The sequence below is a fragment of the Lacticaseibacillus sp. YLM2-1 genome (assembly GCF_056583465.1).
The window spans coordinates 1,418,710-1,432,170 of record NZ_CM152617.1 but is presented as its reverse complement, the minus strand read 5'-3'; the positions used below and the strand labels follow the sequence as shown (position 1 = coordinate 1,432,170).

Below are 13,461 nucleotides of genomic sequence, written 5' to 3'. Positions count from 1 at the left end.
ATTCAGCTTCTTTCCAATGATCACTGATTATCCGGGAGGTAAACTGCGAACTCTAAGTCATCGTTCGTCGGATCTAGTTTAGTTGCCCGAAGCGTCATGCCATTTTGGAGTTTAAATTGGCTCAATTTTAGCACAACGTTTCCTGCCTTACTATCAAGACTGACCCAGCTAGGGATTTTATAACTATGCCCAATATAGCTCATTACGAAACTAATCGGGACTGGCAATGTACCGACGTTCAATTTCTTTGACTTTAGCAAAACATCGCCATTTTTAAGTACCAACGGATCAAAGGTCAATTGGAACTTGACATTATTGCCAAGAAATTTGAACGAACCATTCAACGCCGCCTCATTATTGCCAAGGGTGACGGCGTATTTAATTGGGCTGTCCTTCAGATAGGTTTTTAAATAATGTGCCATGATTCGGTTGGCACTACTCTTGGTGACTTTAACCGTGAAAACCGGGTCGTTTGAAATCGTCTTAGTCTCTGTGGCTGTGTTCAGTGAAACCGGCGCTAAGACGGTTTTGGTAAACCAAATTCCGCTACCCAAGATAAGGCCAATCAGGATTAAAAATGCCCATTTCCACCAGTTAATCATTGACCAGCTGATCGATTTTTGTTTGCGCTGCCGTTTCTTTTCTGTCACCCTAATCACTCCCAATCTTTCTTTGTGGCTGTTAGTTTCGTCATCAATTGTTTAGTCATTTGCGCATAACCGGCATTATTAGGATGAAAATGATCTTGCGAAAAGATCAGCGGGTTGCCATCTCCAGATGTTGCTTCCTTCAAAGCCTCTTTTGCAGAAGCCTTGTTGGCGACAGTTTCCCCATTTGATAGGACCTTATCGATGTCAATGTAATAGACACGTTGGAAGCCTTGCAAGGTCTTTTGCGTTGCCTGATTCCACGCGCTCACGCTATTAGTCATCGCTGTCATTTTTGGAAAATAAACATAAAACGGATTATAGATGCCAAAAACATAAATCGGTGCCGTTGCGTTCTCCTTACGAATAGTTGTGAGTAAGGTCGTTAGATGTTTCTGAAAAGCCGTGCTACCAGCAGTGATCTCTTTTTCAGACAAGCTAAGAAAATGTTGCTGCAACACATGCATCAGATCATTGCCGCCTGCCGTCACGGTAATGATATTGGCTTGCTTCAAATCTGTACGAATCTTCGCCTGTTTATTGATGCGACTAAGAATCTGGGTGCTGGTGTTACCACTAACACCATAGTTTTTCGTCGTGACTTGATATTGGCCGGTAGCTTCCAAATCGGCCTGAGTGAGTCCAACAAAACCACCGTTATTCGTGGCATCACCAACGCCGTATGTCAGCGAATCGCCAACCGCCGTCAGCTTGAGTTGCTTCGGCTGATCAGCCGTCAGTTTGACTTGACTGGGCGCAGCGGCAGGGCCGAATACTTGCCAGCTTAAAAAAGCCGCTATACCGGCTAGCAAAATGACGCCGAATGAAATAAGAAAACTTTTTAACTTGGCCATGGTGCCTCCTGTGTTTCTGGTCAAATGACTGGTATTAATAGGCTATTGTACTTGACGTTGTACAAATTAACAAAGTCGCTCCGTCTGAATGATCATTGACAATGACCAAAAACAGTCGACAAGGGCGCCCAGTTTGATTCAAAAATGGTGCCGGCTTTGCTTCTCTCTAAAATCAGGGCACAAGTAGCCGCAGATGCCCGCCTAACCGTTTTAGGCATCACCAGCTGTCGTTGCCTTGATCATGCCTGAAACCGTGCATACGGCGTTCTCAAGCCACAAGTGTTCGTGCTTTAAAAAAGCCGGCGCTTCCGCCGGCCAGTTAAATTTTATTAAAAATTAATCAACGTAGTACGTAATTGCAAACGCACCTGGCCCTGTATGGGTTGCAATGACTGGATCAGTCGGTCGCACCAGAATCGGGACACTCGGTAGCACTTCTGCGATGCGCCGACCAATGTCTTCACCTAATTCCTTAGCGCCGGCCGTTGAAATACCAACACTTTTGATGTTGCTGAGTTTGGCCATTTTAGCAATTGTTTCGGCGATGAAATTGTTAATCGTCTTCATCCCCCGACCTTTGCGTAAGGCTTTCAATTCGCCATTTTGCAGTTGCAGAATGACCTTGATGTTCAAAAACGATGAAATTAAGCCTGAAACACGACTAAGCCGGCCACCTTTGACCAAATTGTCTAAATTCGTTACGCCAAGGACCAGTGTCGTGTTGTCTCGCACTTGCTCAAGCTTATCAAGAATCGTTTTCATATCTTTGCCGGCTTCGGCCATTTCAGCAGCGACTAAGACCTGAAAAGCCATCGCTCGGTCCGTGAACTGCGAGTCAATCACCGTCACTTTGCCTTTCGCAATTTGAGCCGCTTGCCGCGAAGAATTCACCGTTCCGCTGATCGTTTCAGTCATATGAATTGCCAAAACTTCGCTGCCGTCTGCTGTCAGTTTGTCGAAAACATCGGCAAACGTACCGACAGCTGGTTGCGAGGTTTTGGGCAGATTTTGCGCCGCAGCCATTTCATCCATAAAATCATCCCGTGTGATGGTTTCGCCATCAATATAAACGGTATTATCAATCATAATGGTCAGCGGTACAACCGTAATGTTATGTTGGCTGATCTCTTCTGGAGTCAGTTGAACGGAAGAATCCGTGACGATCTTGATATTTGCCATGTCTGAGCCACGCTTTCTGTTAGGTTCGTTTATCGAACTCATTATAGCAAAGTCCAGAAATATTGTCAGTACATATTATCTAGTTATCATAACTAGATTAGGTTGTATTGTGAAACGTACCATGCTAAAATCGTAAGTGAATTGAAGCGTGCCCGGCAATTCTCGTAAAGAAATCTGTACCGGTTGCACCAAGGAGGTAGAAGATGCGCGTGGCAAAATCAAAGCATTATGAATTTAATAATGAAATGTTTAGTGCGATAACCCATGCATTTGCCTTAGGGCTGGCAGTGGTTGGCACGATTGCGTTGGGTATTAAGGGCACCAATAGTGGCAGTCAGCTTGAGTTAATCAGTTACTTAGGATTTGGGATCTCCCTCATCATCTTATATACGGCTTCAACGGCGTTCCACGGTTTCTATTTTAGCAAGGCGCGCCATGTCTTACAGGTCCTAGATCACTCCGGCGTTTTCATATTAATCGCTGGCTCTTACCTGCCTTACTGTTTGGTCGCGATTGGCGGACCATTAGGGATCGGCCTGCTAATTGCCATCTGGGCGCTTTGCTTTGGCGGCATCCTCTACAAGCTGTTCTTCTTGAATCGCTTCAAGCATCTGGAAACCATGATTTACGTCATTCTCGGCTGGCTCTGCTTAATCGGCATGGTGCCACTGTGGCATCACTTAGGACCGATTGGCTTCTGGTTACTGGTTGCTGGCGGGTTAGCATACACAGGTGGCGCTATGCTGTACCTGCAAAAAGGCATCCCCTACATCCATGTCATCTGGCACCTGTTTGTCATTCTCGGCAGCCTGTGCATGTACATTTCAATTTACCTTTTCGTTTAATGCTAACTATATAAAAAAGATCGGCTCGCTCCGTCAGACGGAGAAGCCGATCTTTTTTGCACATGAGTCAATTTTAGTTAAAAAAACGAACTACAAATGCACATAACTATTTAAGTTCCTTAAAAAATTTCTTTAGCTGCTAAACGCGTCAGATCATTTTTGCTTTTGCCAAACTTCATAAGTATGCGTCAAAGCGGGGTTTTGATCTTCGACAGTTCGGCTTGAGGTTTTAGTAAACGCATCCCAATCTAGTGGAATCATTTTAGTGTCACCTGCAAAACTGCCAGCTAGACGGGTCACGAGCAAGGTATCAACCATGTCTTTAAAGGCGCTAAAGATTTGAGCACCACCGGCGATGACTAATGCCTGATCTGCATGTTCCTTCGCATAATCAAGCACTTCAGCAACCTGATGCAAGACAATCGCGCCTGGTGCCTGGTAATCAGCCTGGTGCGTCAAAACCACGTTCGTACGATCTGGTAATGGCCGTTTTGGAAAACTTTCGTACGTGCGACGCCCAACCACCATCATTTTCCCTTCAGTCTGAGTCCGGAAATAATGCAAATCATCTGGCAAATGCCATGGCAAATGGCCGTCTTTACCGATTACACCATCCCGATCCTGCGCCCACAAAAATGCTACCATTTAAAATCCCCCTCGTTTTTGATACGTCTGATGGTACTGCAATCAGTCAGAACCGTCACTTAAACAGCTTCGATATCGCCAATAATAAGCTTTCTCGCCGACAAGGCAGTCCAAGCACGTGCTTCGCTTAAACGGCAACTGGTGCTTTAATGGCCGGATAAGGATCATAATTCAACAATTTAATATCTTGCATATCAAAATCAAAAATATCGTGTTTATCTGGATTCAAGACCAAGGTTGGCGCCTGCCGTGGCGTCCGCGTTAATTGTTCTTTGATTTGGTCCAAATGATTGACATACAAATGAGCATCGCCAAATGTATGAATGAAGTCCCCGACTTGCAACCCGCATTCATGGGCAACAAGATGGGTCAGCAAGGCATATGAGGCAATATTAAACGGCACGCCAAGGAAAATGTCCGCAGAACGCTGATACAGTTGCAAGGAAAGTTTGCCATCATTGACATAAAACTGGAAGAGGGTGTGACAAGGCGGTAACGCCATGGTTGGCACATCTTCTGGATTCCAAGCGGATACGATCAAGCGTCGCGAGTATGGATGCGTCTTAATCTGCTCAATCACATCCCCCAGCTGGTCGATGGTGTCACCACGACTGGTATGCCACGCCCGCCATTGCGAGCCATAAACCAATCCTAAATCACCGTATTTAGCTGCAAATGACTCGTCAGTGAGAATACGTTCGTCAAACTTGGCCATCTGTTCACGATAACTGGCGGCAAATTCAGGATCTTTTTGGCTGCGATGACCAAAATCGGTCATATCCGGACCATGATAATCGGGGCTGGCAACCCACTTCTCAAAGGCCCATTCATCCCAGATGTGATTTTTGTGCTGCAATAGGAAACGAATGTTGGTGTCGCCACGCAAGAACCAAAGTAACTCGCTTTTAATGAGACCAAAGGGCACCTTTTTGGTTGTTAGTAAAGGGAACCCTTCGCTAAGGTCAAACCGCATTTGGTGACCGAAAATACTGTACGTGCCTGTATGCGTGCGATCAGGCTTGAAGTGGCCTTGATCTAATACTTTTTGGGCAAGATCGAGATATGGCTGCTCTAACATTGTCTTCTTCCCTCCAGTGGGCGTGTGTTCAAACATACTGATCCAGTTCGGCAAATCGGTCGAATTTTTTATCAATTGTTTGGTTGATCTCGTCAATTTGGGCTTGTAAGTCACCTAGTTTGACATAATCTTCGCCGTTGACTTCGGCCATAGCTGCCTTGACTTTAGCGAGTTTATCGTCCAACTCGTCAAGCTCATTTTGGAGTTTATCATACTCTATCTGCTCAGCATATGTCAGTTTTGTTTTCTTCTTTGGCGCGGCTTTTTTTGGTACAGCGTCAGCAGCTGATGTTTTTGGTTTGGCTGCTGGCTGCTTGGTTTGTTGCTGAGCCAGATAATCAGAGAACTCGCCTACCGCTCGGTCAATCTGCGCGTTGCCATTGAAGATCAGTAATTGATCAGCCACTTTGTCCAAAAAGTAACGGTCATGTGACACGGTGATGACGGTGCCTGGAAATTGATCCAGATAATCTTCGAGTACGGTCAAGGTGGCAATATCTAGATCATTGGTCGGCTCGTCCAAAAGCAAAACATTAGGTTGACGCATGAGCACCTGTAACAAATAAAGCCGGCGTTTTTCGCCGCCTGACAAGCGACCAATCAGCGTACCATGCATACTGCGCGGAAAAAGAAACTGTTCCAGCATTTGGGTCACTGACACGCGTTGACCATCTGCTTGCACGACTTCTTCGCCAACCTCCTGCAAGTAGGTAATGATGCGTTTGTTCGGATCCAAATTGGCACTCATCTGGGTGTAGTAGCCCAAATGAACGGTCTCGCCTAATTCAATAGAACCGCTGTCCAATTTTTGTTTGCCAGCAATAATATTCAGCAATGTTGACTTGCCAGCGCCGTTTTTGCCGGTAATCCCAATGCGAGTGCCTGGTTGAACCAGCCAATTAAAGTCTTTTAGAATCGGCTGATTGTCAAACTGCAAACTGGCATGATGCATTTCGATGACTTTTTTGCCTAAGCGGGCGCTGGCAATCTGAATGGGATCCAACTGCTGGTTTGCTTCCGGTGCCGCATCTTTGGCAGCTTGCAAGGTCTGAAAACGGTTGATGCGCGCTTGTTGTTTCGTTGAACGTGCCTGGGCACCAGCATGCATCCAAGCTAGTTCCTGCTTGTAAAGCTGGGCCTGCTTGTGATTAGCCGACTTTTCGGCCTCCAATTGCTCAGCCTTTTTGGCGACATAAGCCTGATAGTTGCCTTGATACTGGAATAAACGGCCGCGGTCCAATTCAAAAATCCGGTTCGTCACGCGATCAAGAAAATAACGATCATGCGTTACCACGACCAAAGCGCCGCGATAATTGCTGAGATACTTCTCAAGCCACGCGATTGAATCGAAATCCAAGTGGTTCGTCGGCTCGTCCAACAGCAATAAGTCCGGCGATTCGATCAGCACTTGGGCCAGACCGACACGCTTTTGCTGACCACCGGAAAGATCGCCAACACGCATGCTCAAATCATCAATGTGCAGCTGCGTCAAAATTGTTTTGATATCGGTTTCTGCAGACCAGGCATCTTCTTGCGTCATGCGGGCATCTGCTTTTGTATAAGCGGCAGTTTTTTCCGGATTCATAGGATCCTTGGTATATTCGGCTAGTGCTTGTTCATATTGGCGAATCGCTTGAAAAACCGGTGAGTCACCATGATAAATGGCATCCATAATCGCCAAGTCAGGATCAAGATCGGGAATCTGAGCCAGATAGCTGATGCGATATTGCTTGGGTGTTTTAATTTCACCAGCATCAACTGAATCAAGTCCGGCTAATGCGCGAATAAGCGTGGTTTTCCCAGCACCATTCACCCCAATTAAGCCAATTCGCTCGCCTTCGTTAATTAAAAAATCAATCTGATTGAATAATTGTTTGTCACCATATGCCTTACTCAGGCCTTGCGCTGTTAGCGTCTGCATGTTGTCCCTCATTTCACTCGTATCGTTGTCCATCTTAGCAAGAAGCAGCGCACAAGAAAAGGCCGACATCAATGCCGACCCGTACGTGATCACGATTAGATCCGCGGATATTCATCATCCACGGTATGTTTTTCATCGATCACAATATAAAGATGACCGTTTGCTGCAAGCTTGCTACTCTGGTACTCGTTATCAAGCCCGCTTGGATCCTTTTGCTTGAATGGGAAGTAGATTTGAACGCGCTTTTTGTCTTCCGCGTTAAAGACCAAGTCCATCTTTTCAATATCTTGATACTTAGTGGCGCGACCAAACATCCCCATCTCCAGCGAACCGGTGTTGATATCGCTTGACTTGACGTGGTCAGCTTCAGGCAAAATCTCAACCTTAAAGCTCTTGCAAGGATGAATCTCTTGAATCTGACCGCCGTGAATGCGTCCGTAACTCGTGGTTACTCGACTGATCCAGACGTCCGCCAGTTCATCATGCTCAACAGTCCATTCGTCACCGTTACGAAAATGAAAAATCAATTGCTCAAAAACATGTTCTGCCATTGGAAATCCCCCTTCACTGTCATGCAGAACGGGTTGGAAACGCACTGGTGGCCAACTATGCTATTTTAAAGCCGCCCAGCTGATCAATCGTCCTGTTTGACGTTGTTGAATGTGCTTACATGCTCATCATAACACACTCACAAACGATCTTGAGACATTTCAGTTGCGATCGGCAACAACTTTTTTAGTTCATTTGGCAAAGCTCCAGCGACGACACGCTGCTCGATTTGATTGAGTGCTTTGCCCATCGCTGGCCCGGGACGGACCCCCGCTTTAATCAAATCTGCACCGGTCAGCGCTAATTCTTTTTTACTATGAATCGGTAAGGCCGCGTAAGCCTCAGCTAGCTGCTGCTGATCAAAGTCAGGCGTCAGCAGTTTTTGAACCTCGCTAGCCGTTGTCACGGCCGCTTCACCAGCTTGGTAAAGATCCCAAGCAGTCGGATTCGGCATCACCTGCAGTAGCTTGACAGTTTGCGTGACCAAGGTGATCAGCTCATTGGATTGCTTCCAGGCCTTTAGCATCACCAGCGGCTGTGTTCTTAAAAGGAAAATCAATGCCGCCCAGCCGCTTGCCAAACTGGTCAGCTGCGTATCAGGCAACTGAGAAAATTGCGTTAAGGCTGTTTCATGAGCCGCCATTTTCGGGGCGTAGGCAAACAAGCGAGTCTCAATAAAATCTTGCAAGCCAGCACGTCGATCAATCCCAGTCAGCAACCGATTAAATTCTGCGGCGACTCGTTCTACAGAAATGTGCACTAACAGTTTGGCATTGTCGGCGATTGCCGCTTTGGTGGCTGGCTCAATGCCGAACCCCAATTGGCTCTCGAATCGAACTGCCCGCATCATCCGCAAAGCATCCTCGTGAAACCGTTCATGAGGATTACCCACTGCCCGCAGCTGGTGGTGCTGCAAATCTTTCAGGCCGTCAAACAAATCAATGATCGTGCCATCATGCCGAACAGCTAAAGCGTTGATAGTGAAATCCCGACGCTTTAAATCTTCTGCTAAGGAGCGCACAAAAGTCACATGATCAGGCCGGCGAAAATCCTGATAGCGCGATTCGGTTCGGAAAGTTGTCACTTCATAGCCAGTCCCATGATCAAGCACCATCACTGTGCCATGCTCGATGCCGGTATCCGCTGTCCGCTTGAAAATTCGCTTAATTTCTGCCGGATACGCCGAACTGGCAATATCCACATCGTGAATCGGCAGCCCCAGTATCGCATCACGAACACTGCCGCCAACAAAATAAGCTTCATAACCAGCAACTTCGATTTTTTTTAAAATCGGAATCGCTGCCTTAAAATCTGGCTGGGTCAAATCTAGTCGCATTTCAAACTCCTTTTTCCAAACCGGCAACCACCATTACCACAATTAAGCCGAAATATGACATTTCTGTTAGAATAAGCTTAAATTCTTTTTTGGGAGGCGGCCTATGTCACGCACCACGCGTACTTGTTGGGATCTTTTAATGATTGTTCTTGGTTGTGCTTTATATGGGTTCGGGCTTGTTTATATTAATATTGCGAATCACTTGGCTGAAGGCGGCGTCACCGGGATTACCTTGCTAATCCGCTATTGGTGGCATCTCGATCCGGCATACAGCACGATTCTGCTGAACATTCCGTTGCTCATCGTTGGTTACAAATTTTTAGGCAAACACGCCCTAGCTTACACTGTTTTTGGCACCTTGATGCTTTCTGCTTGGCTGTGGATCTGGCAACGGGTACCTTTAACCATCAACCTCGATCATGATCTTTTTATCTCCGGGGTTTTAGCTGGACTGTTTGGCGGTTTTGGCAGCGGCTTGATTTACCGCCATGGCGGGACCACCGGCGGCACGGATGTTGTTGCTCGGATAGTTGAACAACAGACCGGCGTGCCAATGGGACGAACCTTGTTGGTTTTCGATGCCGCTGTGCTAACGATCTCGTTGACGTATCTGAACATCGAACTCATGATGTACACTCTGCTTGGTGCCTACGTGTTCTCACAAATTGTTAACTTTACGCTGGATGGTGCATACGCGGCGAAGGGCCTTTTAATCGTCTCTGACAAAAGCCAAGAAATCGCCACTGCCATTATGAACGAATTGGAACGTGGGACAACTTTCTTACATGCTGAAGGCGGGTTCGCCCACGATCGCAAGCAGGTCGTCTATGCTGTCGTTTCGTCAACTGAAATTGCCCAAACAAAACGGCTGATTGAGGCCATTGATCCGCACGCCTTCATCAGCATCCTTGATGTCCATGAGGCCTTGGGCGAAGGCTTCACCTACCAGAAAAAACGCCGCCGACTACTATTTGGTCATTGATTCGCAACGATTAATCCGTCTCGGCGTTGAGTTCATCCAAACGGGCCTGCATCTCGTCGTCAGTAGGTACCAGTTTCAAATATCGCACTAAAGCGGCTTTCAATTCGGCGCGAGCACCAGTCGACTGGAAGAAATCAATGATATCGTGGAGAAAGTCCGGGGAATCCTGAAAGCGATTGAACGCTAAAAGGTAATTCTCACGGGCTTTTTTAATATTCTCCAACCGATCGTAGCTTTTAGCCATATTCCAATAAATTTGTGGGTCAACATCACCACTACGATCGATTTGGTCAAGAAAGTCAACATTTTCTTGATCACGCTCTTCCTGCACCAAAAAGTTGCTCCAAGCGAGCATATTACCTTGATCTTCCGGATCAATCGCCAAAGCCTTTTGTAAATACGTCTCGGCTAATTTGACATTGTCTTCACTAAGCGCTAATTTGCCGCCTAAGGCATATAGCGTTGGGTTCGTATCATCGACCATGACGCCGGCTTGAACCGTGTCTAAGGCCTTGTCAGGCTGATTCTGGGCCTCATAAGCACGAGCAAGTGGCAAATACGCATTGGCGTAACTTGGATCACTGTCAATCACGGCTTGAAGATTGGTGATCGCTTTAGCCGGATCATCAAGTTGTAAATACAAACCACCTAATTCGAACCGGCCATTGAGATCCAGTGCATCAACACCGACATCTTCATAAGCAGCCACTGCGTCTTCATACTGCCCTGTTTGCGCTAAACTGGCCGCCAACCGTGCTTCGATGTTAACCCCAGCAAGTTCAGTTGTACCGGCCGCTAGCAGCTCGTTATAAGCACTAATGGCCTCGGCAAAATGACCCCAGTCAAAATAGAATTCGCCTAAAGCGAAGGTCACCACCGGCTCGTCTGGCGCCAAACGCTTCGCCTCAAGCAGTTTTTGCTCACTAACCTCATATAAACCAAGTGTTTGATAGACGTCGGCAGCGCTCACCAGACTTTGAACATAGGCAGGATCACCTGGCTGAATGCGACTAAGATAATTCAAGGCAGCGTCTGTATCTCCGTCAGAAACTGCAATATCAGCTAAAGCCGTCGCCAGATCGCCTTGGTCAGGGTATCGCCCTAGGAGCCCCTGATAAAGCCGCTTAGCCTGACCGTTAAACCCAAGCGCATACAGTTCTTCGGCAAGGTTGTATTGGGTTTCGTCGTCATCGTGGGCCAATACTTGGGTGAATAGCTGCTTCGCCGTTTCCATCTGGCCAGCTTCAATGGCATCAAGCATTTCTTTTGCGTAACTCATGGCTGCCTCCGTTGATTTCATTTTATAAAAAGCCTAAAGATTGTCGTTACTGCTAGTTTAACATTGCGTTTTACTGATTCCGAACTGATGAGCATCAAAAGCTCTCCAGCAACACTTGACTGCGCATACCGCTATTGTCGCTCGTCCCGCCCCTAGTCGCTGGCGAATGACGCCAAAACGCGCAAAAACCGAGTCCAGATAGACTCGGTTTTTGGTTGTTTCATCATTGCCTCAGGTGAACCGCTTATTTAACGGCGTCCTTGAGTGCTTTACCAGGCTTGAATGCTGGTACCTTGGATGCTGGGATCTTGATCTCGGCACCGGTTTGTGGGTTGCGGCCCTTACGAGCGGCACGCTCACGCACTTCGAAGTTACCAAAGCCGATCAACTGAACCTTGTCACCCTTTGAAAGGGAGTCTTGGATAGAACCGAATACTGCATCAACAGCTGCGGTTGCATCCTTCTTGGTCAAACCAGTTGCGGTTGCAACACTTTCGATCAATTCTGCTTTGTTTGCCATGAACATTTCACCTCCATATTGATTAGATGCGTTAACACCTAAACATGCCCATTCCTGACCTCTCAGGAATGAAGAAACAATGATAATATGTATCACCATTTCAGGTTTAAACATAGCATAGCAAGCCCGTTGTGACAAGGTTTTTGCCAAACTTTTTGCTGTCTGATCAAGGATCGGTTATCGAAAATCACGATTTTTGACATATTTTTTTAAATGAAAAGACAATATTCAGCCATCGCCGAACTACTTGCGTTTACGTGCGATGATGTGAATCGGTGTACCGGAAAAATCAAAGGCCTGTCGCAATTGGTTAATCAGGAATCGCTCGTACGAGAAGTGCAGCAGGTCGGGATCATTAACAAAAACCACGAAAGTTGGCGGTTTGACAGCAACTTGCGTCATGTAATAAATCCGCAAGCGTTTTCCGTTAACTGTCGGTGTTGGTGTAACAGTAATGGCATCCATTAAGACATCATTTAGGACACTGCTTTGAATTCGCCGAGTTTGATTTTCTGAAACTGCCACAATCATGGCTGGCAAGCTCTGTAAACGCTGTTTCGTCTTGGCAGAAACAAAAATAATCGGCGCATAATCCAGATATTGGAATTCCTGACGAATCAGGTTTTCAAAATCCTTCATCGTGTGATTATCTTTCTCAACTGTATCCCACTTGTTGACGACGATGATGATGCCACGACCGGCCTCGTGGGCATAACCGGCGACCTTTTTATCCTGTTCGCGGATACCTTCTTCGGCGTTGATGACAAACAAAACAACATCCGAACGATCAATCGCTCGTAATGCACGCATGACCGCGTATTTTTCGGTGTTCTCGTAAACCTTGCCACGTTTACGAATCCCAGCCGTGTCAATCATCGTGAAGGTTTCGTCAACTGCTTCGAACTTCGTATCAATCGCATCCCGGGTCGTGCCTTCGATTGGACTCACGATGACCCGATTTTCACCAAGAATGGCGTTAACTAAAGACGATTTACCGACATTTGGCCGACCAATCAGGCTGAACTTAATCGAATCGTCTTCAACTGACTTATCTTCGGATGGAAATGCTGCTAAAACAGCATCCAAAACATCACCAAGGCCAATCCCATGGGTCCCAGAAAGTGGATAGGGTTCGCCAAAACCTAATGAATAAAAATCGTAAATATCTTGGCGACGTTCAGGGTTATCAACCTTATTGACTGCCAGTACGACCGGCTTTTTAGCCCGATAAAGAATCTGGGCAACCCGTTCATCTGCATCAGTTACCCCGCTTTCAATATCAGCGAGAAAAAGGATGACATCGGCTTCATCGATGGCAATTTCAGCTTGATCCTTAATTTGCGCCAAAAAAGGTTCATCGCCTAAGTCGATCCCACCGGTGTCAATGACAGCAAATTCTTTACCAAGCCATTCACTCGTGCCATAGATGCGATCACGCGTGACCCCGGGCGTATCTTCCACAATCGAAACCCGCTCACCGAGAATACGGTTAAAAATGGTTGACTTGCCCACATTCGGACGGCCAACGATTGCTAATGTTGGTAAGACCATAAAACGGCCTCCTTTCTGTGACGGCGTCATGGGATTTATTTCCCATAAAAAAAGTTGAGCCAAGGCTCAACTTTT

Annotated in this window: 13 protein-coding genes; 2 read left to right on the top strand and 11 right to left on the bottom strand. The window is 46.7% G+C overall.

Annotated features, from left to right (window positions below; genetic code table 11):
* Positions 1-20: 20 nt before the first annotated feature.
* The 3 genes from AC07KQ_RS06970 to AC07KQ_RS06960 form a co-directional block, all read right to left on the bottom strand.
* On the bottom strand, positions 21-650 hold the full coding sequence (locus AC07KQ_RS06970; RefSeq protein WP_003570299.1) for a YpmS family protein: 630 nt from the start codon (positions 648-650) through the stop codon (positions 21-23).
* 5 nt (positions 651-655) lie between these two features.
* Positions 656-1,501 carry an SGNH/GDSL hydrolase family protein gene (locus AC07KQ_RS06965; protein ID WP_003570297.1) on the bottom strand — a complete coding sequence of 282 codons (846 nt, stop codon included), beginning with the start codon at positions 1,499-1,501 and terminating at the stop codon, positions 656-658.
* A gap of 336 nt (positions 1,502-1,837) precedes the next feature.
* Positions 1,838-2,680, bottom strand: a complete 843-nt coding sequence (locus AC07KQ_RS06960; protein ID WP_003565381.1) for a DegV family protein — start codon at positions 2,678-2,680, stop codon at positions 1,838-1,840.
* 203 nt (positions 2,681-2,883) lie between these two features.
* Here AC07KQ_RS06960 and trhA point away from each other — a divergent pair, with 203 nt between their 5' ends.
* Complete coding sequence (trhA, locus tag AC07KQ_RS06955; RefSeq protein ID WP_003598633.1) at positions 2,884-3,525, top strand: PAQR family membrane homeostasis protein TrhA; 642 nt, start codon at positions 2,884-2,886, stop codon at positions 3,523-3,525.
* A 153-nt stretch (positions 3,526-3,678) separates the two neighbouring features.
* On the opposite strand, the gene AC07KQ_RS06950 is transcribed toward trhA, so the two are convergent.
* From AC07KQ_RS06950 to AC07KQ_RS06930, 5 genes are all read right to left on the bottom strand, one after another.
* Positions 3,679-4,170 (bottom strand): dihydrofolate reductase, encoded by a 492-nt coding sequence (locus tag AC07KQ_RS06950; protein ID WP_003579093.1) that lies wholly within the window; start codon positions 4,168-4,170, stop codon positions 3,679-3,681.
* A gap of 127 nt (positions 4,171-4,297) precedes the next feature.
* The gene (locus tag AC07KQ_RS06945; protein WP_480156636.1) at positions 4,298-5,248 is read right to left on the bottom strand and encodes a thymidylate synthase; all 951 of its coding nucleotides are present in this window, start codon (positions 5,246-5,248) and stop codon (positions 4,298-4,300) included.
* A 28-nt stretch (positions 5,249-5,276) separates the two neighbouring features.
* The gene (locus AC07KQ_RS06940; protein WP_013245713.1) at positions 5,277-7,169 is read right to left on the bottom strand and encodes an ABC-F family ATP-binding cassette domain-containing protein; all 1,893 of its coding nucleotides are present in this window, start codon (positions 7,167-7,169) and stop codon (positions 5,277-5,279) included.
* A gap of 95 nt (positions 7,170-7,264) precedes the next feature.
* Positions 7,265-7,720 carry a hypothetical protein gene (locus AC07KQ_RS06935; protein ID WP_003565371.1) on the bottom strand — a complete coding sequence of 152 codons (456 nt, stop codon included), beginning with the start codon at positions 7,718-7,720 and terminating at the stop codon, positions 7,265-7,267.
* 137 nt (positions 7,721-7,857) lie between these two features.
* Entirely contained in the window at positions 7,858-9,054 is a 1,197-nt protein-coding gene (locus tag AC07KQ_RS06930) for a CCA tRNA nucleotidyltransferase (RefSeq protein WP_013245712.1), read from the bottom strand.
* 103 nt (positions 9,055-9,157) lie between these two features.
* Between AC07KQ_RS06930 and AC07KQ_RS06925 the strand changes: the two genes are divergently transcribed.
* Positions 9,158-10,036, top strand: a complete 879-nt coding sequence (locus tag AC07KQ_RS06925) for a YitT family protein (RefSeq protein ID WP_480156635.1) — start codon at positions 9,158-9,160, stop codon at positions 10,034-10,036.
* Positions 10,037-10,046: 10 nt separating this feature from the next.
* On the opposite strand, the gene AC07KQ_RS06920 is transcribed toward AC07KQ_RS06925, so the two are convergent.
* From AC07KQ_RS06920 to der, 3 genes are all read right to left on the bottom strand, one after another.
* A complete protein-coding gene (locus tag AC07KQ_RS06920) occupies positions 10,047-11,315 on the bottom strand; it encodes a tetratricopeptide repeat protein (RefSeq protein WP_003565365.1) in 1,269 nt (422 codons plus the stop codon).
* Positions 11,316-11,559: 244 nt separating this feature from the next.
* The gene (locus tag AC07KQ_RS06915) at positions 11,560-11,835 is read right to left on the bottom strand and encodes an HU family DNA-binding protein (protein ID WP_003658248.1); all 276 of its coding nucleotides are present in this window, start codon (positions 11,833-11,835) and stop codon (positions 11,560-11,562) included.
* Between the two features lie 243 nt (positions 11,836-12,078).
* The gene (gene der / locus AC07KQ_RS06910; protein WP_003570284.1) at positions 12,079-13,386 is read right to left on the bottom strand and encodes a ribosome biogenesis GTPase Der; all 1,308 of its coding nucleotides are present in this window, start codon (positions 13,384-13,386) and stop codon (positions 12,079-12,081) included.
* Between the last annotated feature and the right edge of the window lie 75 nt (positions 13,387-13,461).